The sequence below is a fragment of the Pontibacter akesuensis genome (assembly GCF_001611675.1).
In the GTDB taxonomy this organism is placed as follows: domain Bacteria; phylum Bacteroidota; class Bacteroidia; order Cytophagales; family Hymenobacteraceae; genus Pontibacter; species Pontibacter akesuensis.
In genome coordinates this window covers 2,244,690-2,271,088 of sequence record NZ_CP014766.1, presented here as the reverse complement: position 1 = coordinate 2,271,088, position 26,399 = coordinate 2,244,690, and the positions used below count along the sequence as shown (strand labels likewise).

Sequence of the window (26,399 nt, the reverse complement as noted above, 5' to 3'; positions counted from 1 at the left end):
AAGAGTTATACTGGCTGCAGCTTAAAGGCATGTGGATTCCGGCGCTGGTACCAGGAGGCAAAGAAAGCGATCACGAGCAGCAGTTCTGCAAAGTCGCCTCCGTAGTACATAAGCTGGGCTGCCTCCTGAATCTGCGCCACGTCGTGCGGCGTGTTGCGGGGCCAGACATAGGCGTACATGAACTTGCTGAGGTACGCGTGCGCCGCCATACTTACAAACAGCACCGCCAGCCGGGTATACTTTCCTGCGCGGTTTGGATTGAAATCTGGGCCTGCGATGGCCCACACAAACAGGCAACCCGCCAGCAGAAAGTGGGCGTGCACCAGGTGATGCAGGAAAGGATTGGTTAAGGTTAGAGTGTAAAGCGGCGTTAGGTAAAGCAGGTACATGCCGCCGATGTTCAGCAACAGCGCCGGGACAGGATGGCCCAGCCAATGCACAGGGCGGCTCTTAAGCAGGGCAGTTATACTTCGGGCGGCTGAAACGGGCAGCGTGCGCAGGGCCAGCGTGACAGGAGCGGCTAAGACCAAACCCAGCGGGGCCAGCATGCCCACCAGCAGGTGCTGCACCATGTGGCCGCGCAAATCGTGGTGCGCATACTGCGCCAGCCCCGGTGCCATGGCTATCACTAACAGGCTGCACCCAAGTATAAAACTCGCCGTACGCCAGCGGCTCCACTGCTTCCCGGCCCGTTGCTGCTGTAGCACTGCAAACACGTAAGCTCCCAACAGCACCGCCACCAGCAGCCACGGCACCAGGTACGATGCCATACTTGCGGAACCCATGTCCATGTGCTGCCCTGTCATCTCCACAACGCTTAGTTTGCTGTATGATGCTGTGCAGACCGGGCACGCCAGGTTAGCCAGGCTCCTATCGCCAGAAGTATAACTCCAGCCAAGTTCCAGGCGATGTCGTACGGCAGAATATCTTCCACGCCATACCGAACCTGGTGCAGGCGCAGCACCTTGTGGTCTACAATGCCATCGAACAACTGAAACCCACCCAGCCCCAGGAAGAAACCGGCCCATGCCCAATTAGCGGCCAGTGCGCGCCGGTAGTGTAAGTCGGAGAGCATAAAGAAGCCTGCCACAATCGCCACCAATTCTGCGGCATGCAACAGACCGTCGGTCAGCAAACCGATGGCTGGCGTGGACTGGTCGTAGAAGTGGTGCCAGGCCAGGAGCTGGTGAAAGATGATCTCATCTACGGCGGCCATCACGCCAACCCCTAGCAGTACCCCCACCCACCGGGATCGGCTCGTATCAACCTGATGTTGCTCAGTTAGGTCCATGGAATGTTTTTACAAGTTGGAACAGGAAGATAATTTGGGGTGCATTTATGCTTCAGCCTAAGCAAGGGTAGGTTCCGGTAAGTACTTCGCAGCCGAAAAGATGCTCTTGCCCGACATGAGCCGTTAATTAAGTGGATACGACAGTTCCCTCCAAAGGGATTATCACCCATCGCCACGCATTGCACAGCAACAGAAGGTGCCGCAACCGTATAAGGGCAGGAAAAGCAAAAAGCGACATTCCAATTATCAATTTAGCCCCTAATTGGCTATTTTTACCTTTCGTGCTTCTGCCCCGGCGGCAGAAGTATGGCCATCACACAAACAGCAAAATGAAACTAAAGATAAGAACCGGCTTCGGCTATGATGTGCACCAACTGCAGGAAGGGCTTGATTTCTGGCTCGGCGGCATCAAAATACCGCACACGCACGGGGCGCTCGGCCACTCCGACGCCGATGTGCTCATCCACGTGATTTGCGATGCCTTGCTCGGCGCCGCGAACATGCGCGATATAGGCTTCCACTTCTCCGATAAGGACCCTAAGTATAAAGGCATCGACTCTAAGATATTGCTAAAAGAGGTGGTGCAGCTATTGGCTAAGGAGGGCTACGAAATTGGCAACATCGACTCTACCGTGTGCCTGCAGGAGCCAAAGGTGAACCCGCACATCCCCACCATGAAAACCTGCTTGGCCGAGGTAATGGGCATTCCGGAAGAGGATATCTCCATCAAAGCCACCACCACCGAACAGCTTGGCTTTGTGGGCAAGAAAGAGGGCGTGGCGGCTTATGCAACCGTGCTCATCGTAAAAGAGTAGGTAAAACAGCATGGCTTTTTGCAGCGCCTGTTAAACCTGCGGCTGCCTTGTCCGTCTAACCTGCACTAATAAACGCAACAATACATAACCACACCTTACTCAAATTAACCCATGAGAAATAATCTCTATGCTTGCTTGCTGCTGGCTGCCCTCGGCTATGGCTGTGCCCAGACGCCCAGCGCCAGCAAAGGCCCCATAACCGACGCGGCAAAACTGAGCGAAGCGGCTCCTACGTATGCGGCCACCATCACGGCGGCAGACCTGTCAAAGCACCTCACCATCATCGCTTCGGATGAGTACGAAGGCCGCAACACCGGCGAGAAAGGCCAGAAAATGGCAGCAGAATACATCTCCCGCGAGTTTCGGGAGGATGGCCTGACAGGACCGGTGCAAAGCAATACCACCAACCCCTATTACCAAACCTTCGACCTGGAGAAGAGCCAGTGGGGTGATGGCTACATGACAGTGGGCAAGGAAAAGTACCTGATGATGCAGGATTTCTTTGTGCTCGGCAGCTCCCCTTTCCAGACAGAGCAGGCTGTGGATGTGGTTTTTGCCGGTTACGGTATTGACGACGCCAAGTACTCGGACTACAACAACCTGGATGTAAAAGGGAAAGTACTCGTGGTACTGGCCGGCGAGCCGAAAGGCCCGAACGGAAACTACCTGATCAGCGGCACCGATAAAGCTTCTGACTGGGGCAACGACTACCGTTCTAAGCGCAACGCGGCTACCAAGCGCGGCGCAAAGGCGGTAATGATCGTGACGGGCACCAACCCGGGCGAGTTCAACAGCCTCACGCAGCGCTATAAGGCCTATGCCAACCGTCCGTCTATCGGGCTGAAGAGCAGCAACGAGAACCCAAGCGCAGCCACCATGTTCATCTCGCCGGTGGCGGGAGCATCTTTACTGGGCACTACCACCGAGAAACTGATCGGCTATAACAAGCAGGTTGCCACAGCAGGCAAGCCTGTTGCCGCCACCTTCACCGCCGCCAAGGATGTGAAGATTATGACAGAGCGCAAATCTGAGCCGCTGCCAACAGAAAACGTGCTGGGCTACATTGAGGGTTCTGACAAGAAAGACGAAGTGGTGGTGGTAACCGCACACTATGACCACGTAGGCGTGGAAGAAGCTTTGGAAGGTGACAAAATCTTTAACGGCGCGAACGACGACGGCTCCGGCACGGTGGCTGTGCTGGAACTGGCCGAGGCATTTGCACAGGCCAAGAAAGACGGTTATGGCCCGCGCCGCAGCGTGTTGTTTATGACGGTTACCGCTGAGGAAAAAGGCTTGCTGGGCTCTGAGTACTATTCGGAGAACCCGATCTTCCCGCTCGCGAACACGGTGGCCAACGTTAACATCGACATGATCGGCCGCATGGACTATGAGCACGAGAAGACCAACGACAGCAACTACATCTACTCGATCGGTGCTGACAAGCTTTCTTCAGAATTGCACCAGATTAACGAGGCGATGAACGAGAAGTACGTGAACCTGAAGCTCGATTATACTTTCAACGACGAGAACGACCCAAACCGTTTCTACTACCGCTCGGACCACTACAACTTCGCCAAGCACGGCATTCCGATTGTGTTCTATTTTAACGGGGTGCACGATGATTACCACAAGCCAAGCGACGAGGTAGACAAAATCATCTTCGAGAGCGCCGAAAAGGTAGCGCGCCTCGCGTTCCACGTGACTTGGGAACTGGCTAACCGCGACAACCGCATTGTGGTGGACAGCAATAAGAAATAGCGTTGAATGGTGCGTTCTGAGTTACTGGTTGGCAATAAGAACGTAGGTTAAAGAGTTATCAAGTATAGAATGAGCGCCCAAGGCCGCTAATTCACAATTTATTAAGAAAAACACCCTAACTTTAAGGGTGTTTTTCTTTTGTAGGGGCATACTGTCGCAGAGCAGCCTTTGCCCCGGGAAAACGTAGGGGAGATAAGTATGAGCAAACTGAAGCAATTTCTGCTGGACGCAGAGACAAAATCATTCGACCAGGGCCACCGCGCCACCATCAAATTCAACATCGGCAAGTATAACGCCGCTGTGCAGCGTGGCCTTACCCAATATTCTGACCATGAACTGGCCCGGGAGCGCGGTTCTTTCATCAAGACAAATACCATCAACAACCTTGATAAGTACCTGATGGAGTTCGAGTCTAACTTTACCGCCCGTGGGGGCAAGGTAATCTGGGCCCGCGACGCGCAGGAGGCTTTAAAGGAGATTGGGGAGATCATGAAGCGCAAGCGCGCCCGCTCCATCGTGAAGTCTAAGTCGATGACGACTGAGGAGATTCACCTGAACGATTACCTGGAGAAGAACGGCATCGAGACGGTGGAAACCGATTTGGGCGAGTACATTGTGCAGCTGGCCGAGCAGCGGCCGTACCATATCGTGACGCCTGCCATGCACATGTCTAAGAAAGACATTGCCGACCTGTTTGTGCGCAAGCTGGGCATCCCTCCTACCGACAACGCTGAGGAGCTGGTAGGGGTAGCTCGCAGGCTGCTGCGCGAGAAGTATACGTCGGCCGAGGTAGGCATAACTGGCGGCAACTTTTTGATCGCCGACATCGGGGGCGTGGCCGTAACGGAGAACGAAGGAAACGGACGCCTCTCCACCACCTTCCCGAAGACGCACATCGCCATCGTGGGAATCGAGAAAATGATTCCGTCCGTCATGGACCTGGACCTTTTCTGGCCCCTGCTTAGCACCAGCGGCACCGGGCAGAACGTGACGGTGTACAACACCATCTTTACGGGTCCGCGCCAACCGAAGGAGAAGGACGGCCCGGAGGAGATGTACGTGATACTGCTCGATAACGGCCGCACAGAACTACTGGCCCTGCCCGAAAAGCGCGAAGCCCTGAACTGCATCCGCTGCGGTGCCTGCCTGAACGTGTGCCCGGTGTACAAAAACATCGGCGGCCACACGTACGAAACCACCTACAGCGGCCCAATCGGGTCAGTCATCACGCCACACCTGAGTGGGATGGCCGAAAACAAGCACCTCAGTTATGCCAGCTCCCTTTGCGGTGCCTGCACCTCGGTTTGCCCGGTCAAGATCAACATCCACAACCTGCTGCTGCTCAACCGCAAGCAGAGCGTAGACCAGGGCATGGCCGATAGCCAGGAAACAACCGTAATGAAGTTCTGGCTGAAAGCCATGAAGAGCCGCACGCTACTGAACCTGGCGCCAGCGGGCATCAAGAACTTCGTGCTGAAGCGCGTGCTGAAAGATACCTGGAGCAAGCGCCGCGAACCGCTACACGTGCCTAAAAAATCATTCAACCAACTCTGGAAAGAGCAAAGAGGATAAAGGAAAAGCCTGCTACATCAGCAGGCTTTTTTTGTTAGAGATTGTACGTGCAGGTTAAATTTGAATAGACTTTAAGTAGGGACAGGTCGCGACCTGTCCAATCGTTCCCGAACCAATCCGTCTGAATGATGATTTACGGTATTTCTGGACTGGAAAAATCAGGTATAGCTTCGTTAAACGTTCCTGTTTCATCTATCAGCCATCGCGCGGACAGGTCGCGACCTGTCCCTACGAAGTATGAATTACCGATCCAGCTCTCCCAGCACAATATCCACAGAGCCCACGATGGCGATCAGATCCGCTACCATACAGCCCCGGCTGATCTCGTGCAGCACCGAGAGGTTTACGAAGCTTGGGGCACGGCCTTTGGCGCGGAAGGGCACGTCGCTGCGATCGGTGGTGCGGAAGTAGTAGCCCAGTTCGCCGCGCGGTGTTTCGCCCCGGAAGTATAGTTCCTGGCTTCCGGTCATGCGCATTTTCTTGGGACAGGCGGCCTGAGGGTCAAAGTCGGGCGTGCGCTTGTAGTCGGTGGTGAGGCGGTCGAGGCATTGGCTGATAATTTTGATGGACTCCCGGCACTCCAGCGCACGCACATAGTTGCGGTCCCAGCAATCGCCGGTGGTGCCGGCCAGCCCCTGACCAATCGGCACCTCAAACTCCAGCTCAGGGTATACGCTGTAGCCGTCTACGCGGCGCAGGTCGTGCCTTAGGCCGGAGCCGCGCAGCATCGGGCCGGAGCAGGCGTAGTTGATCGCCACATCCAGCGGAAGTATACCCACGTTGGCCGTGCGGTCGATAAAGATTTTGTTGCTTAGCAGGATGGTGTCGAGTTCGTCGAGCTTTGGCTGCAGATAGTCAATAAACTCACGGCAGCGCTCCTCGAAACCTATTGGCAAATCATAGTATAAGCCGCCTACCCAGATGTAGTTGTACAGCATGCGTGCGCCGCACACCCACTCCAGCAGGCGCTGAATATGCTCCCTGTCGCGCAGCAGCCACAGGAAAGGCGTGAAAGCACCGATATCAATGGCATAGGTGCCGATGGCTACAAAGTGCGAGGCAATGCGGTTCAGCTCCGTTACCAGCACCCGGATATACTCCACCCGCTTCGGAATTTGGTCGGTGATGCCCAGCAGCTTCTCCACGCCCATACACCACACATGCTCGGAGTTCATGGCAGCCAGGTAATCCATGCGGTCCACATAGGGGATGGTCTGTTTGTAGGCCATGTTTTCGGCGTGCTTCTCGAAACAGCGGTGCAGGTAGCCCACGTGCGGCACCACGTCCTGGATGATCTCCCCATCTGTGACCACCTCCAGGCGCAGCACGCCGTGCGTACTCGGGTGCTGCGGCCCCATGTTCACAATCATCTCACCGGCCCTCAGGTTATCCAGGCTAAACTTGTTCGGCTCTGACTGCAGCAGGTAGTTTTTGTAGATGGATGAGGCCACGGTGGAAGTATGAATGACGAAATAAGAATTTTGAATGAAGGCAAAGTTCGGGAAAATGAGGGAATTATGCAGCTTTAGTTACGGCTTGGCATGTAATGATGAAGGAAACAGGTTAAGAAATAAAAATTTATCATAGCTATATAAAGAACATAACATATAGTATATTTGAAGCCTTCATTCATATATCAAATTTTGTACAATCCAAATACTACTTAATTCTTTAGCCATTATTTCCAGCCCCTTACCTATGAACAAACTTTTCCTTTTCGCCTTCTTCTCATTTTTCAGCTTTGGCGCTTATGCTCAGGTTACTTTCGATGAAGGTTATCTTCTGCAAAGTTCGGGAAATGGGGAATTCTATTCGGATTTGCTGCCACGATAGCTTTAGCAAGTATAGCTGCTATTTTTTTATACATATAAAACCTAAATAATATAATATCATCTATATACAGTACATTCGTCAGCTTAATTCCATTTGCAGCTGGATGCAGGTATTTAACAGGAGTAGTCCCTACTATTTATAAATTGTATTTAATATCAATTAGCATTTCTTACTTCCCTTCAAACCAAACTTAATATGAAACTTAAAATTATTCTTCTATTTCTGCCTCTTCTGCTAAGTGTAATTTCTTGTAGTAAGGACGAAACTGGTCCAAAACCGCAGCCCGAGAAAATGTATCAGGGAGCATTGCACATAGAAAGCCAGGATGAACTTGAAACGATCGGTAAAGCAAATTATGCCAAAATCAATGGTGAACTAATCCTGAGTGGTGATGATATAACGGATGTCAGTAGCCTTGGGAGTCTCAGATATATTTACGGAGACCTCACGATAACGGCAACCAAACTAACCAACATTGATGCATTGGCTAAAGTAAGGCTACCTGAAGGTGGTACTGTTCGCGTGCTGAATAACTCTGTGTTGAAAAACTTAAATGGATTAGCAAGCCTAGACGTTGCACTTTTTTCTTTGGATATACACGGTAACACACAGCTTGAGAACATTGACGGTGTTCGCGGTGTGAAGGGTATCACTGGCGGAATAATGATTTCAAGTTCTGATAAGCTGCTCAACCTAAACGGGCTTGCTAATATAAGCGGTGATGTAAAAAGTCTCATTATTCAGTCTAATACGTCATTAACAGATATTAGCGGCCTATCAAAAGTAACAAAGGCAACTGATCTTGCTCTTACCGGCAACAGTGAGCTTACCACATTGAATGGTCTGCACAATTTAAAAGAAGTAAGATCTCTTTTTTTAGAAGGAAACAATAAACTAGAGGACCTGAATGGCCTTTCGGAACTGGAAACCTGCCTCAAGCTAACAATCCACCGCAATATTAACCTGAAGCACCTCAGCGGTCTCTCAAAGTTGCGTAAAGTTGATGATGGACAGATGCGCATAACTGAAAATCCTTCGCTAAAAGACTTTTGTGGTTTACAGCCGATCGCCCAAATTAGCCTCATAGGCTATAATATCAGAGACAACTTCTACAACCCTAGTAAAGATCAAATAAAGGAAGGTCAATGCAGTATTTAACCAGCAAACTTCGACTATAGAAGCTTTAGCTTTACAATACCTTCAACACTTAATCTATTACCTTTAGCCCCTTACCCATGAACAAACTTATACTTTTCGCTTTCCTCTCTTTTCTAAGTTTCAGTGCCTACGCTCAGGTTACTTTCGATAAAGGGTATCTTATCAACAATGAAGGCAAAAGGATGGAAGTCCTTATCCGAAATTCCGATAAGCTATCCAACCTGACGCAGTTTGTGTACAAGCTTTCTGAAAACGCTGAAACACGACTTGGCACCGTAGACTCAGTACAGGAATTCGAAATTTTCAACACCGTACACAAATACCAGCGCGCCACTGTAAATGTTGATCGCTCTTCCGAAAACCTAAGAGATATAAGCCACTCCAGAGAACCTATATTCAAGCAGGAAACACTTTTTCTAAGGGTATTGGTAGAGGGCAAAGCAACGCTTTACACTTACCAGGGGCAGGCAGGTTTCGAACGCTTTTTCTATAAAACAGACAGTTCTGCCATAGAGCAACTGGTTTATAAAAAGTTCATAGTTGAAGGCACAAAATTCAGCGAAAACAACGCTTACAGGCAGCAGCTTTACACCACCTTAAAGTGTCCCTCTTTCACTCCGGAGCAGTTCAACAAGATTGGGTATGAAAAAAAAGAACTTGCCAGACTTTTCGTAAAGTATAACGAATGCATTGGAGCTACCTATACCAACTTCTCCCAAAGACGGCAGAAAAAGGAGTTTGAAATATCCTTCAGAGTTAAAGCAGGCGCCACTTACACTTCCCTGAAAATGGAGCACCACTCGGGATCGCCTTATGTGAAAACATTTGATCCGGAAGTGCTGCCTTCCCTAGGTGTTGAGGCAGAGGTAATTTTACCTTTCAACAAAAACCAATGGGCTTTATTCGCTGATCCAACCTTCCAAAACTATAAAAACGACCATGAGGCGGTAGTTTTTGGGAGGGAAGCAGTTCTGGAAGTAAACTATAGGCACATATATGTTCCAATTGGCGCCAGACGATATTTTTACCTGAATAACGATTCAAAAATATTCCTGAACGGTGCTTTCTCCCTGAACTATTTACTCAATGCATCCAACGCAATAGAGATAAATAACATTAGTGTTAACGCAGGTTTTGATCATAAGAGCATTAGCTCGTCATGGGTAGTGGGTGCTGGCTACACATACAAAAGGAAGTATAGCGTTGAGGCAGTATATAACATCAAAAGAGTTATAGTTGATGGCCGGTACTGGCGAAACAGCTATGTTAATCCGTTTGCTGTAGCTGTGGGATATAAACTGTACTAGTACAACTGATGTAGCCTATTCCATTCCCATATAAGTATAATTGTAAAAGCAAAGCGGCCACCGGAAGTATAACCGGTGGCCGCTTTGCTTTTAGAGGTATAACAGGCACTCCCTACTCCGGCTTCTCCCGCTTATCCGAGAATGGCGTAGGCTGCCCGAGCAGTTCCCATGGCTCTCCCCTGAAACCGTTCAGTTCGTTGTGCTTATCAAAAGGTACTTTGATGCCGTGGTAGTAGTCCTGCAACTTGTAGTCTTTGCGGAGCGGGTGGCCTTCCCAGTCGGTGGCGCAGAGAATGCGGCGCATGTCGGGGTGATTTGTAAAGTTGATGCCGAACATATCGAATACCTCGCGCTCGTGCCAGTCGGCGGTGCGCCAGATGTGGCTGACAGTGGGCACCCGCGGCATGGGTTGCACGGGTGTGGTATTGCGCGGCACCTGCACCTTCAGCGTCAGGTGATGATCGTGCGGAATAGAGTATAAAGTATAAATCACCTCCATGGTGCCAGCCTCTGGTCCGTTGTCCATGCCGGTAACACAGGAGAGGTAGTCGAAGTACGTTTGCGCATTGTCATGCAGCTCCAGGCACACCTCCGGCAGGCGCTCAGGCTGCAGCAGCAGGTAGGGCTGCAGGTTATCAGCCTTCTCGGCAAGTATAAGTTCCGGCCCGAAGAGCCGCACCAGCAGGTCTTTTATTTCTTCGAAGTTCACGCGTTTTTCTTTCTGGGCCATTTTGCCGTCGCGACAGCAGCCCGTGTGTATGCAGTCTCAAAAATACGCATAAATTCATCATGTACTCCAGGCAAGTATAACGGGTGCGCCTACTGCGTCAAAACTTAGCCAAACAACAGGCCGCAGACTTTACTTTACCTTATATTTCTTTTAATTTTATGGATTAACTACTGAAACTGATAGGCATACGTGCAACGGCTATTCCGTAAAATTAAGGCTCTCATTTTCAGAAACGGGGTTTGATGCCTGAATCAGTGATGCAATCAGAAAGTATAGACACAAAGACAATCTTTAGGGGCGGCGGCGAAATGGGCGACCGCATCAGACAGTTGAACTGGGCCAACACCCCCCTTGGCCCAGTAGAGAAATGGCCACAGAGCCTGCGTACCGCTGTCAGCATCATGCTCTCCTCTAAAATCCCGATGATGATTCATTGGGGGCCGGAGCTGATTCACTTCTACAACGACGGGTATGCCACCATCATGCAGACGAAGCACCCGGGCGCGCTCGGCGAGCCGGCTTACCCCTGGTGGAGCGAGATGTGGGAGTTTCTGACCACGATATTCGACAAGGTAAAAGCCGGCGAGACAACCTATTTCAAAGACCAGCTGGTGTTGCCGAACAGAAGCGGGTTTATAGAGGAAGCCTACTTCACCTTCTCCCACAGCCCTATTTACAACGAACACGGCGAAGTGGGCGGCATCTATGCCACCGCTATCGAAACCACCACCGATGTAGTGAACCAGCGCCGCCTCGCAATGCTAAGTCACCTGACAGCACACAGCGCCCACGCCTGGGAGCCAGCTGCTGCCTGCAAGTCCATGACAGACTCCCTGGCCACTAACCCGGAGGATGTGCCGTTTGCGCTCGTTTACCTGCTCGATGAAACGGGTGAAACAGCTACACTGGCAGGCGTTACCGGTTTTACAGCAGGCAATAGCGAAAGCCCTGAGCAGCTAAGCTTGACTGATGTTGCCAAAGACTGGCCATGGCCGCTGGCAAAAGTGGCGACAACGGGTAAGGCCGAAATTATTACAGACTTGCAGGAGCGCTTTGGAACACTGACTGCCGGTGCCTGGCCGGAGCCGCTGCAGCAGGCCATAGTGTTGCCTGTTACGCGCGTAGGCCAGGATGCCACTGAACTCCCCTATGCCCTGTTGGTGGCGGGCTTCAGCCCCCGCAGGCAAGTAGACGAGGAGTATAAGTCGTTTTATACGTTGGTTGCGAACCATGCGGGCCGTGCCATTGCCAATGCCCGGGCCTATGCCGAAGAGCGAAAAAGAGCGGAAGCCCTGGCAGCTCTGGACAAAGCCAAGACCCATTTCTTCCACAATATCAGCCACGAGTTCCGCACGCCGCTCACACTCATGCTGGGGCCGCTCAGCGATCTGGCGCAATCCGATTTGCCGGCAGAGGCCCGGGAGCAGCTGGCCCTGGTGGAGCGCAACGGAAAGCGCCTGCTCAAACTGGTAAACAACCTGCTGAACTACGCACAGGCCGAAGCCGGACGACTGGAGGCCAATTACCGACCGGTAGAAATTGCCCGCCTCACGACTGACCTTAGCGCTTATTTTCGCTCAGCGGTTGAGGCAGCCGGGCTGAAGTTCAACGTGAACTGCACGCCCGTTCCAGCACCCGTTTACCTGGATGTGGAGATGTGGGAAGGCATCGTGTTCAACCTGCTTTCCAATGCACTTAAGTTCACGTTTGAAGGTGAGATAAATGTTTCGCTGGAGCAAAAGCACGAGCAGGTTGTGTTAACGGTAGCAGATACGGGCGCAGGCATTCCGCCCGAAGAAATACAGAAAATCTTCTCACGCTTCCACCGCATTGAAAATACCCGCAGCCGCACCCACGAAGGCTCCGGCATTGGCCTGGCCTTAACACAGGAACTGGTTAAGCTGCACGGTGGCACGATCCATGTCGCCAGCACAGTGGGCGAAGGCACCACGTTCACGATCGCTGTACCACTAGGCAGTTCCCACCTGCCCGCAGGACAGGTAACCACCAACAGCGCAGCACCTGAAGCTGATCTGCAACTGCAGAAAGGCTCTGGCATCTATTCTGGCTGGCTTGGAGAAATCAGCGCTGCAGAAAGCAAAAGTGAGGCGCCTTCGGAAACTGAACCCCGCTGGGCATATGAGGCAGCAGAAGGCAAAAAACGCCCGCTGGTGTTGCTGGTGGATGACAACCAGGACATGCTGCACTACCTAAGCCGCATTCTGGAACAGGAGTACCAGGTCCAAACCTGTGTGAATGGAGCCACTGCCTGGGATAAAATCCTGAAAGAAAGCCCGGCACTGGTTATCTCAGATGTGATGATGCCCGAAATGGACGGTTTTCAGCTGCTGGAACAAATAAGGAAGGATGAACGCACCCGGCTGCTGCCTGTGATGCTGCTCTCGGCCAGGGCTGGCGAGGAGGCACGCGCAGAGGGCATGGAACAGGGAGCCGACGACTACCTGGTGAAACCGTTTAATGCGCGGGAGCTGAAAGCACGCGTCAAGGCAAACCTGGAACTCGCCCGGTTGCGCAGCCAGCTGACAGCCGTGGTCACAAGTATGGCCGAGGGATTTGCCGTGCTGGACCACCGCTTGCGCTTTACCTTCGCGAATGCCCGGGCACTGCATATCTTGGGCAAAGAAGCTGCTGCTGTCAACGGGAAACCCCTGGAAGAAGTAGTAGCAGCCAATGTGTTCAGAGCACTCAAGTCTCGTATCGCCCTCTCGCAAAAAGACGAGCTGACGCGCACGTTTGAGTACCAGCTACCGGAAAAAGGCCGTTGGTTGGAGGTGCGCATGCACCCGCTTGCAGAAGGAACAGCCTTTCTGTTGACAGACATCACCTTCCGCAAAAAAGCCAAGAGCAGCCTGCAGCACACCCTCGAGGAAACAGCCAGCCGCAACACCGCCTTGATGAAGGTGAACGAGACGCTGGATAACTTTGTGCACATCGCTGCCCACGATTTAAAGTCGCCGATCAACAGTCTGAAGGCTTTGCTTGGACTCTACCAGCAGGAGCAGGACCCAACGCTACAGAAAGAAAGCTTCTCCAGAATCGAGGCTTCCGTTAAAAAGCTCGACCTGACGGTAGCGGGCCTGTTAAGCATCGTAAAGTTTCAATCAAAAGGCGACCGGGGTACGCAGGAAATTCGGTTTGCCGACGTGTTTGCGGATTTGCAAGCTGAATTTGCCGAGGAGCTACAGGCTCAGCAAGGGCAACTGGCCGCTGATTTCAACGAGGCGGAGTCTATTGTGTATGTGGAGGCTTACCTGGGGAGCATCATCCGGAACGTGGTGCAGAACGCGCTCAAGTATAAATCACCGAATCGCCCGCCCATCATTCACCTGCACACCGAGCGTAAAAATGAAACGGTGCTGCTACGGGTGTCGGACAACGGCATCGGCATTGACCTGGAGCGATTTGGCAACCAGCTTTTCAAGCCTTTCAAGCGCTTCACAAACGAGTCGGAAGGAAATGGATTGGGGCTGTACCTGGTAAAGAACATGGTGGAACGGAACGGCGGCCACCTGCAGGTAGAAAGCAAACTGGCTATCGGCACCACCCTGAACATTTACCTGAAGGAGTACCCCAGAACTGTAAGCAGGAAGGGAAACCTGTGATGCCTGCGCTGCTTTGGAGCACAGGCAGCTGGTTTCCGCGCAGCCCAAGTATAGCCTGCTAAAAGCAGAAGGCCAGTAGTCATGAAAACTACTGGCCTTCTGCTTTTATAAAATCGAAAAGCCTTTACGCTTTATCGGCATCTGCCACAGGCTCACCTTGCTGCGCCCTTTTAGCCATGATTTGCTGCACGGCGCGTGGGGCACGGATACTTTCCTTTCGGATGATCTCCTGCAGCTGCAAAAAACCACCGATCAGCGCCTCGGGCCTTGGCGGGCAACCGGGCACGTACACATCCACCGGAATGATCCGGTCCACTCCTTTCACCACATGGTAACCGTGCTCCCAGTACGGGCCGCCGCAGTTGGAGCAGCTTCCCATAGAGATGACATAACGCGGCTCCGGCATCTGCTCGTAGAGGCGGCGCACGCGGTCGGCCATCTTAAACGTAACCGTGCCGGCCACAATCATCACATCCGACTGGCGCGGCGAGGCACGCGGAATAATGCCGAAGCGGTCTAAATCGTAGCCTGAGGCATAGGCGCCCATCATCTCAATGGCACAGCAAGCCAGCCCGAAGCCCATCGGGAACAGCGAGGTGAGTCGCGCCCAGTTAAGCAGATCATCGAGTTTGGTGATGACTACGCCGCCTTCTCCTGTTTTATCTTGCATCAAATGATGAACTCTGAATTATAAATTATGAGTGGCTCCAGCTACGCTTTATACTTCCTGGTTGCCACTTGCTTTACTTTTAGCCTCATTCCGGGCGTTTACCTGCCGGTACACGTCCATCGGAATTTTAGAGCGGCTTTGCGGCAGGATAGGCTTCGGCTTTATCCAGTCGAGGTGGCCCTTGGCCCAGGCATAGGCAAGGCCCAGCACCAGCACGCCGATAAAAATGAACATCTCGGCCAGCGCAAACCATCCCCATAACCCGTCTGTGGCGTCGATCAGTTCCTTGCGCCCAAATACTGTTGCCCACGGAAACAGGAAGGCCAGTTCCACATCGAAAATTATGAAAATGAGTGCCACCACGTAGAAGCGCGGGTTGAACTGCACCCAGGCACTGCCGATCGGCTCCTCCCCGCTTTCGTAGGTTGTCAGTTTCTCGGCGTTCGGGTTGTTTGGCCGGATCAGCCTACTGGTTAGCATACCGATCACCACAAAAATAGCCCCCCCAACCAGGAAGAGTAATATGGTGCCAAAGTCCGATGCGTAGTTTTCTGCCATTGCCTTACAGCTGTTTAGGCAAAATTACGATAATTTGGTTACTCCTGCTTTAAAAATAGGGAAGGTTGTTAGCTTGGTTCGTTCGGATAATTCCCCTCCTCGGAGGGGCAGGGGTGGGTGCTGTTGGTAGCTTAACTCACAAATAAGTTTCGTTAGTTCAGTTTGATGGCGCTTTCACCAAGATCCTTTCAGGATGACAAATGTGGAGTGGGAGAAGTGATTAAGTTGGATAAAGCATCTGTAGGAGTAGACACCCCTGTAGTCCCCTCAAGGGGACAGTTATACTTGTTGCATAGTGAAGGCGGCGGCTAATTGAACTGTTTCCAGTCCTTGGGTTGAGCGCCTATGCGAGTTTTTCGGTCCCGCGGGAGCGGGATTGCAAAGCGAAGCGAGCAAAGAAAAGCTCCAAGCGCGATGCCCGAGGGCGGGGTCCCGCGGCCGTGAGCGCTCCAAGGCTAAAGATAAAACAATGGGCGATTGCGAGCTGTAGGATCAGCGACAGCTAGAAAAGATAGCTTGGTTCTAGTTGCGACAAGCAGTTGCTATGCAAGTATGGCTGAAGTAGTATAAGTCACAAGCGCACGCTTGCGCCAGGTAATGGAACAAGTATAGCTACTGCTAAGCGAATATGGCTTTTCAAGCCAGTCGAGTTGCAAACTCAACATCATAATAAGACACAAGTCTGAAGACTTGCGCCAGTGAAAGCCAGAGGGAGCAACACAGCTGCCACACAAGTATAAAACAAATCCATCTGCAAGACTGTAACAGATAGAGCACTTACTAAACCCTAAAACAAACTTATACTATGCTTACCGGACGCGTAAACGCACCAGAAATCAACACCGACTACGGCTGGCTGAACACGGATAAATCCTGGTCGATCAAGGACTTCAGGGGCAAAATCGTATTGCTTGATTTCTGGACCTTTGGCTGCATCAACTGCCAGCACATTGTGCCCGACCTAAAGCGGCTGGAGGAAGAGTTTGCGGACGTGCTGGTGGTAGTGGGTGTTCACTCTGCCAAGTTCGATGCCGAGAAGCAGAATGAAACCATCCTGCAGGCTATCCGGAAGTTTGGGATAGACCACCCGGTGGTGAACGATGCCGACTACCAGCTCTGGAACCAGTACGGTATCCGCGCCTGGCCTACCACGGTGCTCATCGATCCGAACGGCAAAGTGATCGGGCAACATGCAGGAGAGGGCGTGTACAGCACCGTAAAACCTTACCTGGAGCAACTGATAGAACAGTTTGCAAACCAACTAAACCGGGAGCCGATCCGTTTCCACGTGGAGCATGCAGCGGCACAACAAGCGTCTCCGCTATACTTCCCATCCAAGCTAATTAGCGATGACGAAGGCAACATCTACCTTTCCGACAGCGGCCACAACCGCATTCTGAAACTAGACCAGCAGGGGCAGGTACTGGAGGTAATTGGCAGCGGCAAGCAAGGTTTTGCTAATGGCAGTTACGCAGACGCTACCTTTTACGAGCCGCATGGACTCGCCCTGCACGGCGCAATACTCTATGTGGCCGATGCCAAAAACAACGCTATCCGCAAAGTAAACCTGCACACAAAACAGGTAAGCACCGCCGCCGGCACCGGCGAACTGGGCTACTACTTTCTGGACGACAAGCGCGGGGAGCCCGTAAACCCCAACAGCCCCTGGGACCTGCTCATACTTGAGGACTACCTGTACATTGCTAACGCCGGCAACCACCAGATCCTGCGCATGGACCTGGCAACAGAGCAAGTATACCGCTTTGCCGGCAGCGGCCGCGAAGCCCTGACCGATGGACCACTGCACGAAGCGGCTTTTAACCAGCCCAGCGGTTTGGCCAGCAATGGCCCCGTACTTTTTGTGGCCGATGCCGAAGCAAGTGCCATCCGCACCGTCAACACCAAAACAGGCATGGTGCTCACGCCGCTCGGCAGGGGCTTGTTTGATTTCGGGGATGAAGACGGGCACGTGGACGATGCGCTGCTGCAGCATTGCGTGGGTGTGGAGAACATCGACAGCAACATCTACATTGCTGACACCTACAATGGCAAAATAAAGGTGCTCGACCTGGGGCGGCAACGCGTACGCACCCTTGCCAGCGGCCTGCACGAGCCCAACGACATCATGTTTCTGAACGGCCAGCTATGGGCAACCAGCACCAACAGCCACCAGCTGTTCACCATCGATATCCACAACGGCGAAAAGCAGGAAGTGCAGGTAAGGTTCTAAAGCCATTGCCACCGTCTGACTTAGTTATTGCATGATGCTACGCTGCCGCCAGCTTTGCCTGCTGCTGCTTTACGCGGAGGGCCTGCTGCACGTGCCGCTCCTGGTGCACCACCACAAACTCCAGCGCTTCGCCAATGCGCATCTTTAGCAGCTTAAAGAACTCGACCGGCACCGCCTTTTTGGCTAGATTTGCACCCCTTGCCTGCTGTAGCAGCTGCTGTAACTCCTGCTGGTGCTGCAGAAACTCCTCTACCGTGGTGCGGTCCAACTGGCTGTTGTTGGGGTTCATGTGCTTCACCGTCTGGTGCTTTTTCGTGTTCTGAGGGCGCACCATGTCAACCGATTTTTTGCCGAGCCAGCTGTAGCTTATACTTGTCACGTCAGTTCCGCCGGTGTTTTGGGCAATGGCTTTGGCTATAGCGGAGTTGTAGTAGCGGCTGTAGCGGTTCAGGTGCTCGAGGCACTCCAGAATGCTCCAGCTATCGGGGGCGGGTTTAAAGTTTAAGGCAGCCAGGTCCAGCGAGGCGAACTCGGTGGCAACGGTCTGCTGCAGGCCTTTGGTGGTTTGGGAAAGTTGCTCCAGCGTGCTCATAGTTTTCATCGTTTTAGGTTGTACATCCCAAAGGTACAGCAGGTTATAGCATCCAATCCTTGATCTAAATCAAGATTTATACTTTGATGCGGCTCAGCGTTTCCGGCGACATGCGTAGGTAGGAGGCGATGTACTTTTTGGGGATGTGCTGGAACAGGTGCGGACTGCGCTGCATCACCCGCTGCAGGCGCTGCTCCGGCTCGGGCAGCAGCAAATCTACCTCGCGCTCAATCTTGCCCACCAGCGCCTTCTCCAGTTGCTCGTACCAGAACCGCCTGATGTTGGGCCGCTGCTCCATCAACTGCACCAGGTCCGTTTTGCTGATGCCCAACAGTTTACTCTTCTTCAGCGCCTGAATGTAATAGGCCGAGGGCTTGGCATCCACAAACGACGGAAAAGAGACAACCAGCGTGTTGGGGTAAGCAAAGCCCACGCAGATCTCTTCGTCTGGAAGTGGGTAGTAAATGCGGAGCGCGCCGCTGGTAACGAAGTATAAACCTTGCTCCACCTGCCCCTGCCGTATCAGGAAATCGTACCGGCTCAGCTGCACCGGTTTCTTCCACAGTAACTCAAAAGCGTCTATGTCATCTGGGGTGAAGTAAGAGATTTGCTGAAGGAGGGTGCGGAGCATGGAGAGTTAAGCTATGGGTACTACTGCAGCTTCTGAAAACTCCTCTAGTACGGCGTCTGTCATGTACTCCAGCCTTTTCTCCTTTGCCAATTCTTCAACAGAAGTATAAGAGATAAAGGTACAGGTGTTAGCCAGAATGTGCCGGAAAACAGGTCTTGACAGCTCCTGCATCACTTTGGCCTTTCTTTCATCCGGTGCAACTATGTGGGCTCTGATGTTCAGATTTGGCTGTAATGCCATAAGATCAGCCATTCTAAGTATGCCTGAATAAATAGACGTAGTATGCTCTATTTCGAAAGCGCGTACTATGGTCCGCCCTTTTATCCAGAGAACATCGATATTCTCAATTGTCTTTATCGTGTCGATATCATAATTGAGCGGCAAATCATTTAGAACCTGGTTTTGGCCGGAAAGCCATACTTCCAAAACTCTACTTCTATCATTCTTCGGTAGCCAAATCCTATAGCCCATGCGGCTTCCTATTTCTGCAAGTAAAGCCTGAATTCTAAAAGAATCACGGGTTGGTGGTGCTACTTCTTCTGCTAAAATTGCCGAAACTTCCGGGAGGATTTCAGGCTCTACATCTTTGGCAGAGGTGTTGTCAAAAGGAATGAAATGATCAACTTTATTCTTTTCAAATGCCTGCTTCAGTGCATCAACTGCAGCACTGTCCGCAATGGCCTTTGCAAACTGCATATACTTCATACCCCAATACTGGCCTCCAACCTGTGCTAGAAGACCTAAATCGAATGGAGTCGCATATTCTATATTTTTGACCTTCAAAGCGTGCACATACTTATCTCCATCAGCCCAAGGCTTATGATCAGTAACCTGATCCAGAATAAAGCGAGCCCCACATACTGCCTTCTTACCCTCCTTTACCACCAAGTATATTAAATCTCCCGGTTGAGGACCTCTGTTAGAAAAGCCTGCTACTTTTTGCTCTATGCAGATATTGTAGTTTTCAACTGAGGTAGAACAATGAAGTATTCTTGTGCTCATAGCATGGGGATAAGGGGGATTTTGTATAGGATAAAGTTAATGTATAATTATACATCTTCAAACTCTTTTAATCCCCTCCTGCCACAAGTATTCCCTTATGCTCACCGCCGCTGCTCAAACTTTTTGAATCCTACCAGGCCCTCCTTCTCCTCTACCTCCACCTTCTCGACTCGCGCCTTGGTTGATCCTTCGTGTGCCCATTGCTCTAACTGCTTCAAAGCCTCTGTGTCTCCTTCGGCTTCTACGTATACGGTGCCGTCCGCTTCGTTCTGCACGAAGCCTGTCAGGCCTAGTGCCTTGGCTTTCTCCTGCGTGCTGGCCCGGAAAAATACGCCCTGTACTTTGCCGTGCACGCGCAGGGCGATGCGTTTGGTATTGTTGCTCATGGTGTAAGTATAAGTTGTTTGCTTTTTGAACGGGCAAACGGAGGACTGGTTAAAGCAACATCAATAGTATAGCCAATGGCCTTTTACCTGCCCTTTGGAGTTTACCTCCAGTGCCGGGAACGGAAGCTTGATAAAGAACATGCCCTTTAAGAGGGTGTTAAGCAGCTTGTTGTCGGTTTTGATGCGGGTCCAGTCGACGTCCAGCGAGAAGAGGTACTGGCGGTAGCGCTCTGTTTCGGGCAAATACGTGCCCCGGTAATAGGTCCTGTTGCTGAACTCGCCGAACATTCCGCCGGCGCTGTAGCCTACGGCCACGCTGGCCCAATCCGGTATTGTGCTTTTAAAGGCCAGCTTGTTTATCGGCACACTTAACCAGTAAGTATGGGCATTGTAATCCAGGAACAGGCTCTCCAGGTGGCTGTCGCCGAGGTAGCCGTTGGCCTGTTTATAGTAGGGAGACGGCGAGAAGCTGAATTTATACCTGGCCACCTGCTCATCAAACAAAAGCTCCTGCCCGATTACGAGCGCCGAGCCAGCTGCGTTAGCCACCATGTCGGGAGCCGAAAAACCCCAGCCCTCGTAGAGGCCGTCCCATACTTCGATGGGCGTTTGCAGCACCAGCCCCAGCGTGCCGCCGTATAGCAGCGCCTTGCCCTTGGGCACGCCTGCGTTGCGCAGCAACCTATAGCCCATGTAGCTCTCCACGTAAGCCCCGAAAGCATGCCCGAACTTATCTACCTGCTGGTAGCCCCTGGCATCGTTGTAGAAATGGAAGGGCACCCGCTCGTGGTCTTTGTACCACACAAACTGCAGGTACGACATACCCGCTACATAAAAAGCAGCCTCCGACGCTACTATCGGAAGGAGCTTGCGGCGGTTTATACGTGCGGTGTCTGTGGCGGTGCTGTCGGTGGTCTGGGCAAAGCCCTGGGAGGTAGCCAGGAGCAGCAGGCAAGCCAGCAGCAGATTCCGAAATGTCATGCAGCAAAAGGAGCAGCCTTAGTGCTACCTCCTCTTAAAGATACTGGTTTTGAGCAGTGCTGCCTAGCAACAAGCGCCCAAACTTTTGTGGCTACAGGGTACAGCTTTACTCCTCTTTCGACCGCTGTTCCTGCCGTTGCGCTTCCTGTACCTGGTGTAGCTGTTCTAAGGAGATGTACCCGTGCTTGAAGGCATGTTCTGCGGCGGCAACAGAGTCTTTCACCAACAGCATCTGCACATCCTGCTGCTCTACCTGCCGGCATATTTCCTGCACTTCCTTGGCGCGTCCATCCTCTGTCACATCCCGGATATAGATGCACTTCACCTGATCAGGAAACTCCTGAGACACCTGCCTGTAAATCTCGGGGTCATCCTTGCCACTGTCGCCAATCAGGATAAAAGACAGCCGGGGGTACGTACGCAGCACAGCACGGATCTGCTCTAATTTGTGCTGGCGTTTGTCATCCTCCTCGTTTTCACTCCCATGGTCGCGAAGCAGAATCGGTCCCTTTGGGATGTGGTGCGCTTCCATGAAACTAACCAAAAAGCTATAGAGGTTCCATTGGCCCGAGGACACGTAAACCAATGGGTTGTTGCGCCCCTTCAGCACCTGCAGCAACGATGCAATACCCGGAAAAGGGCTCCGCTCCTGTGCATCCTGCAACAAGGTTCGCTTCAGCTGCCCGAGCGTACTGGTGGCGTTGGCAACGAGCACCGTATCGTCTATATCAGAGACTACCCCAAAGCGCGCATCGTCTTGCGGCACAAAGATGCGCCCCTCGGCCTCCATGGCATCCTCGTCGGTTTTCCGCTCCAGCAGTTTCAGCTGCACGGTGTATCCTGTCTCTTTGTAGTTGATGGGTGTTTCTGTGTTAAACTCTACTTCAAAGTAGCCTTCCTTGTCGGTCTCCACTTCCTGCTGCTGCCCGGCAAAGGCCACGGAAAGCCTGATATTAGGAATGGCGCTCAGGGCAAAGCGCCGCAGCATACTTAGGCTTTGCTCCAGCGCGTGCTCTTCCTGTCCGTCATTTTGCTTTTTGTCTTTCTCGATCACGCGGCCCTTCAGGTACACATAGGTGTCGGAGCCGTAGCCGTAAAAAGGCAGGATCATGATGGGGCGCAACAAGTGCAGGTTTTCTTTCAGTTGCTCCCTTCCTGCGTCCAGCTCCTGCCCCAACTGCACGAGGGCCTCATCCAATTTCTTCTTTATATCCAAAACTAGTTCCCGTTGGTTCTGCTTTTAAAACGCTGTAAGGGGCTAGTTGTTCAGCAGAAAACTTCTTTTATACTGCTGGGTGCTCGCCATTACGGCTTTTCTGCGCGTCTTTTTCACACGCCTCCTTCACCTCTCTCAGCTGGCTTTCGTTGATCCATCCCATTTCGGCGGCATGCTTCGCGGCCGACAGTGTTTCTTCGGCCAACAGCATTTTGGTACCCTTTGCCTCTACCTGGTTAGCTATGTCTCTCACCTCCTTGTCGCGCTTTTCCGGTGTTACGTCCCTGATGTAGACGCCCAGAATGCGGCCGGGATACTCCTGCACGATATGCTGGTAGATTTCAGGGTCGTGCTGGCCGCTGTCGCCGATGCAGATAAAGTTCAGGTCGGGGTACGTGTCAAGGATGTGGCGGATTTTCTCGCGCTTGTACTCCTGCTCGCTTGTTTCAAAATCGCCCCGGTCCAGGCGCGTGCCTTTGTCGCGCAGTAGCAGCGGCCCCTCCGGAATATCGTGCGAGCGGAAAAAGCTGATCAGCAGGTCGTATAGGTTCCACTCGCTGCCCGACACAAAGAAGAGCGGGTTCTGGCCTTTGCCATCGTTGCCTTTGCACAGTGCCCGCAGAAAGCCCGCAATGCCCGGAAAGGGGCTGCGTTCGAGCGAGTTCTGCAGCAGCATCAGCTTTAGCTTTCCGAGTATGTGCGTTACTTTCGATACCAGCACGGTGTCGTCTATATCAGAGATAATCCCGAATCCCGCGTCTTTCCCCGGCACAAACACATGCGCCTCCGCCTCCATCCGGTCGTGGTCGGTTTTCTGCTCCTGCAGTTGCAGCTTCACCTTGTGGCCGGCGGTGCTGTAATCTATGGGGGTATCCGTGCGGAACTCCACCTCGAAGAAACCCTCCTCGTCCGTCTCCACTGTAATGGTTTGGCCGGCAAAGCTTGCCGTAAGCGTAATACCCGGAATCTCATCCGACTCATACCGCTTGTAGGTTGCCTCCAGGTGCTGCAGCACGTTGTCATCCTTTTCGGGCTGGCTTACCTTTTCATCTTCCAGCACCCGGCCCTTCACGTACACATAGGTATCGCTGCCAAAACCATAGTAAGGCATTATGTTGATCGGCTCCAGCAGGTGCAGTTTGTCCTTTACCTTAAACTTGGCCATCGAGAGGCTGTGCTCCACCTTCTCAATGGCCGCCAGCATTGTCTCTTTCGCCGATTGTGTTAAATCTGTCATAGTTAAATCCTTTGCTTTATTGAACGGATGGCAACAGCAGGAGTTAAGCCAAAGTATAGTTGCGCGCGAAAGAACAATTCCTGCAAGCGGTTTTGTTATCTTTGAAACACGTATACTTGTGTATAACACCCGCGGCCGGTGCAGCCATACGGCCGCCGGAGCCGCTCACAACCTATAGAGAAAGGAATTAAGAATTATGTCATTATTATTCACTGATTTTAAGAGCTGGGAGAAGCACTGCGCCGAAACCGGGGAGCCGCTGTACCAGCCTGTATTGCAATATGAAGTGGAGCAGAAAGACCGTTCCGAGGAGTATATCTGGGAAAACATTGCCAAAGCCTTTGATGTAATGCGCGATGCCGTGCAAACCGGCCTGACCGAGAACATGCAGTCGCGTTCGGGCATGGTGAACAACAGCGCCAAAAAGGTGGCAAAGTCGCCCGTAACGGTGCTGTCGCCGGAGTTTCAGATGCTGGTGTCGCGTGCGTTGGGGGCCAAAGAGGTGAACTCCTGTATGGGCCGCGTGGTAGCTGCCCCAACGGCGGGCGCTTCCGGCATTCTGCCCGGCACGCTTACCACGCTTCAGGAGCTGCATGGCCTGGAGGATCGTACCATTCACGAAGGCTTGCTGGTAGCCGCCGGCATTGCCCTGATTATTGAGCAGAACGCCTCGCTGGCAGGCGCTGTGGGCGGTTGCCAGGCCGAGACAGGTAGTGCCGGTGCCATGGCTGCCGGCGCGATTGTGTACTGCCTGGGCGGCAACGTAGACCAGGTGTTCACGGCTGTGGCCATCACCATTCAGTGTATGCTGGGCCTGGTATGCGACCCGGTAGCGGGACTTGTGGAAGTGCCGTGCATTGTGCGCAACGCCAGTGCCGCCGCCATTGCTTTCTCTTCCGCACAGATGGCCATTGCCGGGGTAAACGCCGTGATACCGGTAGACCAGTGCGTGGCAGCCTTGGGCGAGGTAGGCGAAAGTATGGAGCGCAAGTATAAAGAGACTGCCGAAGGCGGTTTAGCCAACACCCCAAGAGCCCGCGAAATTGAGAACTTCGTGCTGGTGCAGGATGTGGAGATTCTGCCTGACGAAGACAGCGAGTAAGTATAAATTTAACTAAAACAGCCCTGCCCATTTCCAATTGGGCAGGGCTGTTTTGTTTAGCTAGATCATTCGTACTTCAGGTAAGTATAAATCGGGATTTGAACACAGCGAATGCGTGGAGGTCCATCAGTGCAGTTGGTCAGGTGTGGGCATGCTATACTTGGTTCTAAACTGCACCTAAGACAGGAGTCTATTCTTGGGTATGATCTATACTTGCAGGAACAATTCCCCTCCTCGGAGGGGCAGGGGTGGGTGATACTTCAGCGGCGAAGAATCCGCTGCCACTCGTTTACTCTCATCTCTCCTCCTGTCATCTCGACGATAGGAGAGATCTTTTCAGAATTCCAGATAGATCTCACCTATCGTCAAGATGACAAATGTGTTCAGACAGACTAGAACTGAAAACTTCGGCGAGAAGAGAAGGTATATCCCCACTTGACCAGCCATACTTCCACAGCACAATCATGCACCCGACACACATCCGTGTTACCACTGCAAACGACCTGCATTTGATGTATATAAGCCGTACCTTTGCCTCCACTTGAGTTTGAATTGTTTTCTCTGAAAGACTATACTATGAACAGAAGACCAAGACGCAACCGTCAGTCCGAGGTGATCCGCAATCTGGTGCAGGAAAACACCGTGGGCGTGAACGATCTCATTTACCCGATTTTCATTATCGAAGGCCAGAACCAGCGCGTGGAAATCTCCTCCATGCCGGGCATCAACCGCTTTTCCATTGATACGCTGCTGGAGGAGATAGCGGCTTGCGTGGCGCTGGGCATCAAATCCTTTGCCCCATTTGCCTCCATTCCTGATCAGTTAAAAGATAAATATGCCACCGAGAGCCACAACCCGGATGGCCTGTACACCCGTGCGCTTCGCGAGATAAAGAAGAACTTCCCGGAGGTGGCGCTGTTCTCCGACGTAGCCATGGACCCGTACAGCTCCGACGGCCACGATGGCATTGTGGAGAACGGCGAGATTTTGAACGACGAGACACTGGAGGTGCTGGGCAAGATGGCCCTGGCACAGGCGCAGGCGGGTGCCGATGTGGTGGCTCCTTCCGACATGATGGACGGACGTGTGGGGCACATCCGCCGCGTGCTCGACGAAAACGGGTTTCATAAGGTGGGCATCATGAGCTACTCAGCCAAGTATGCCAGCGCCTTTTACGGCCCGTTCCGCGATGCTTTGTCCTCCGCCCCAAAGATGGGGGACAAGAAAACCTACCAGATGAACCCCGCCAACAGCCGCGAAGCCCTGATAGAAGCCGAGTTGGACGTGGCCGAGGGAGCCGATTTCCTGATGGTGAAGCCTGCCCTCGCCTACCTGGACATCATCAAGCTGCTGCGCGACAATACCAGCCTGCCCATTGCTGGCTACAATGTGAGCGGCGAGTATGCAATGGTAAAGGCCGCGGCCGAGCGCGGCTGGGTTGACGGTGAAAAAGCCATGCTGGAGGGCCTGGTAAGTATAAAGCGCGCCGGGGCCGACATCATCCTGTCTTACTTCGCCAAGGAGTTTGGGCAGTACCTGAAAAAATAACCGAAAATTGGACGGTTTCAGAGGCGCATCGGCTATGGCTGGTGCGCCTTTTTTTGTGGCACCGGATACCGATGTTTTAACACCGGCCATAAAAAGCTAAACCCGTGGCCCTCAAGCGCCTAAATAACAGCCTGCAAATGGAACAACTTTGCCTTTATC

The 26,399-nt window shown here is 52.5% G+C and carries 23 protein-coding genes; 10 read left to right on the top strand and 13 right to left on the bottom strand.

The window, feature by feature from the left end; genetic code table 11:
* Nucleotides 1–5: 5 nt before the first annotated feature.
* Together A0W33_RS09605 and A0W33_RS09600 are read right to left on the bottom strand one after the other, a co-directional pair.
* Nucleotides 6–806, bottom strand: a complete 801-nt coding sequence (locus A0W33_RS09605) for a cytochrome c oxidase assembly protein (RefSeq protein WP_068837947.1) — start codon at nucleotides 804–806, stop codon at nucleotides 6–8.
* 11 nt (nucleotides 807–817) lie between these two features.
* A complete protein-coding gene (locus tag A0W33_RS09600; RefSeq protein WP_068837946.1) occupies nucleotides 818–1,291 on the bottom strand; it encodes a DUF2243 domain-containing protein in 474 nt (157 codons plus the stop codon).
* 329 nt (nucleotides 1,292–1,620) lie between these two features.
* On the opposite strand from A0W33_RS09600, the gene ispF reads away from it, so the two are divergent.
* From ispF to A0W33_RS09585, 3 genes are all read left to right on the top strand, one after another.
* The gene (ispF, locus tag A0W33_RS09595) at nucleotides 1,621–2,106 is read left to right on the top strand and encodes a 2-C-methyl-D-erythritol 2,4-cyclodiphosphate synthase (RefSeq protein ID WP_068840041.1); all 486 of its coding nucleotides are present in this window, start codon (nucleotides 1,621–1,623) and stop codon (nucleotides 2,104–2,106) included.
* Between the two features lie 111 nt (nucleotides 2,107–2,217).
* Entirely contained in the window at nucleotides 2,218–3,864 is a 1,647-nt protein-coding gene (locus A0W33_RS09590; protein ID WP_068837945.1) for a M28 family peptidase, read from the top strand.
* A gap of 198 nt (nucleotides 3,865–4,062) precedes the next feature.
* Nucleotides 4,063–5,436 carry a LutB/LldF family L-lactate oxidation iron-sulfur protein gene (locus A0W33_RS09585; RefSeq protein ID WP_068837944.1) on the top strand — a complete coding sequence of 458 codons (1,374 nt, stop codon included), beginning with the start codon at nucleotides 4,063–4,065 and terminating at the stop codon, nucleotides 5,434–5,436.
* Between the two features lie 242 nt (nucleotides 5,437–5,678).
* Here the strand turns inward: A0W33_RS09585 and A0W33_RS09580 are convergent, their stop codons facing one another.
* Nucleotides 5,679–6,887 (bottom strand): NADH-quinone oxidoreductase subunit D, encoded by a 1,209-nt coding sequence (locus A0W33_RS09580; RefSeq protein WP_082815186.1) that lies wholly within the window; start codon nucleotides 6,885–6,887, stop codon nucleotides 5,679–5,681.
* A gap of 577 nt (nucleotides 6,888–7,464) precedes the next feature.
* On the opposite strand from A0W33_RS09580, the gene A0W33_RS09575 reads away from it, so the two are divergent.
* A complete protein-coding gene (locus tag A0W33_RS09575) occupies nucleotides 7,465–8,427 on the top strand; it encodes a hypothetical protein (protein WP_068837942.1) in 963 nt (320 codons plus the stop codon).
* 233 nt (nucleotides 8,428–8,660) lie between these two features.
* Entirely contained in the window at nucleotides 8,661–9,734 is a 1,074-nt protein-coding gene (locus tag A0W33_RS09570; protein ID WP_172798105.1) for an outer membrane beta-barrel protein, read from the top strand.
* A gap of 112 nt (nucleotides 9,735–9,846) precedes the next feature.
* Here the strand turns inward: A0W33_RS09570 and A0W33_RS09565 are convergent, their stop codons facing one another.
* Nucleotides 9,847–10,464 carry an NADH-quinone oxidoreductase subunit C gene (locus A0W33_RS09565; RefSeq protein WP_229802076.1) on the bottom strand — a complete coding sequence of 206 codons (618 nt, stop codon included), beginning with the start codon at nucleotides 10,462–10,464 and terminating at the stop codon, nucleotides 9,847–9,849.
* A gap of 242 nt (nucleotides 10,465–10,706) precedes the next feature.
* On the opposite strand from A0W33_RS09565, the gene A0W33_RS09560 reads away from it, so the two are divergent.
* Nucleotides 10,707–14,087: an ATP-binding protein gene (locus A0W33_RS09560; protein ID WP_068837940.1), complete on the top strand. Its 3,381-nt coding sequence runs from the start codon at nucleotides 10,707–10,709 to the stop codon at nucleotides 14,085–14,087.
* A gap of 124 nt (nucleotides 14,088–14,211) precedes the next feature.
* Here the strand turns inward: A0W33_RS09560 and nuoB are convergent, their stop codons facing one another.
* Together nuoB and A0W33_RS09550 are read right to left on the bottom strand one after the other, a co-directional pair.
* Nucleotides 14,212–14,757: an NADH-quinone oxidoreductase subunit NuoB gene (gene nuoB / locus A0W33_RS09555; protein WP_068837939.1), complete on the bottom strand. Its 546-nt coding sequence runs from the start codon at nucleotides 14,755–14,757 to the stop codon at nucleotides 14,212–14,214.
* A gap of 48 nt (nucleotides 14,758–14,805) precedes the next feature.
* Nucleotides 14,806–15,315, bottom strand: a complete 510-nt coding sequence (locus A0W33_RS09550; RefSeq protein ID WP_068837938.1) for an NADH-quinone oxidoreductase subunit A — start codon at nucleotides 15,313–15,315, stop codon at nucleotides 14,806–14,808.
* Between the two features lie 805 nt (nucleotides 15,316–16,120).
* On the opposite strand from A0W33_RS09550, the gene A0W33_RS09545 reads away from it, so the two are divergent.
* On the top strand, nucleotides 16,121–17,545 hold the full coding sequence (locus A0W33_RS09545) for a thioredoxin-like domain-containing protein (RefSeq protein WP_068837937.1): 1,425 nt from the start codon (nucleotides 16,121–16,123) through the stop codon (nucleotides 17,543–17,545).
* A gap of 37 nt (nucleotides 17,546–17,582) precedes the next feature.
* Here A0W33_RS09545 and A0W33_RS09540 read toward each other — a convergent pair whose 3' ends face one another.
* The 7 genes from A0W33_RS09540 to A0W33_RS09510 all read right to left on the bottom strand — a co-directional run bounded on the left by A0W33_RS09540 (nucleotide 17,583) and on the right by A0W33_RS09510 (nucleotide 23,590).
* Nucleotides 17,583–18,137, bottom strand: coding sequence for a DinB family protein (locus A0W33_RS09540; protein WP_244888626.1), 555 nt, complete (start codon nucleotides 18,135–18,137; stop codon nucleotides 17,583–17,585).
* 76 nt (nucleotides 18,138–18,213) lie between these two features.
* Nucleotides 18,214–18,768, bottom strand: a complete 555-nt coding sequence (locus A0W33_RS09535; RefSeq protein WP_068837935.1) for a Crp/Fnr family transcriptional regulator — start codon at nucleotides 18,766–18,768, stop codon at nucleotides 18,214–18,216.
* Nucleotides 18,769–18,774: 6 nt separating this feature from the next.
* The gene (locus A0W33_RS09530) at nucleotides 18,775–19,770 is read right to left on the bottom strand and encodes a hypothetical protein (protein WP_139237133.1); all 996 of its coding nucleotides are present in this window, start codon (nucleotides 19,768–19,770) and stop codon (nucleotides 18,775–18,777) included.
* A gap of 101 nt (nucleotides 19,771–19,871) precedes the next feature.
* Nucleotides 19,872–20,156 (bottom strand): acylphosphatase, encoded by a 285-nt coding sequence (locus tag A0W33_RS09525; protein WP_068837933.1) that lies wholly within the window; start codon nucleotides 20,154–20,156, stop codon nucleotides 19,872–19,874.
* A 60-nt stretch (nucleotides 20,157–20,216) separates the two neighbouring features.
* Nucleotides 20,217–21,137: a DUF2279 domain-containing protein gene (locus A0W33_RS09520; RefSeq protein WP_068837932.1), complete on the bottom strand. Its 921-nt coding sequence runs from the start codon at nucleotides 21,135–21,137 to the stop codon at nucleotides 20,217–20,219.
* Between the two features lie 106 nt (nucleotides 21,138–21,243).
* Nucleotides 21,244–22,353 carry an App1 family protein gene (locus A0W33_RS09515; protein ID WP_068837931.1) on the bottom strand — a complete coding sequence of 370 codons (1,110 nt, stop codon included), beginning with the start codon at nucleotides 22,351–22,353 and terminating at the stop codon, nucleotides 21,244–21,246.
* A gap of 67 nt (nucleotides 22,354–22,420) precedes the next feature.
* A complete protein-coding gene (locus A0W33_RS09510; protein ID WP_082815185.1) occupies nucleotides 22,421–23,590 on the bottom strand; it encodes an App1 family protein in 1,170 nt (389 codons plus the stop codon).
* Nucleotides 23,591–23,786: 196 nt separating this feature from the next.
* On the opposite strand from A0W33_RS09510, the gene sdaAA reads away from it, so the two are divergent.
* The 3 genes from sdaAA (at nucleotide 23,787) to hemB (ending at nucleotide 26,240) form a co-directional block, all read left to right on the top strand.
* Nucleotides 23,787–24,692, top strand: coding sequence for an L-serine ammonia-lyase, iron-sulfur-dependent, subunit alpha (sdaAA, locus tag A0W33_RS09505; RefSeq protein ID WP_068837929.1), 906 nt, complete (start codon nucleotides 23,787–23,789; stop codon nucleotides 24,690–24,692).
* 111 nt (nucleotides 24,693–24,803) lie between these two features.
* Complete coding sequence (locus A0W33_RS20895) at nucleotides 24,804–25,088, top strand: hypothetical protein (RefSeq protein ID WP_139237134.1); 285 nt, start codon at nucleotides 24,804–24,806, stop codon at nucleotides 25,086–25,088.
* A gap of 180 nt (nucleotides 25,089–25,268) precedes the next feature.
* The gene (gene hemB / locus A0W33_RS09500) at nucleotides 25,269–26,240 is read left to right on the top strand and encodes a porphobilinogen synthase (RefSeq protein ID WP_068837928.1); all 972 of its coding nucleotides are present in this window, start codon (nucleotides 25,269–25,271) and stop codon (nucleotides 26,238–26,240) included.
* The last annotated feature ends 159 nt before the right edge of the window (nucleotides 26,241–26,399 follow it).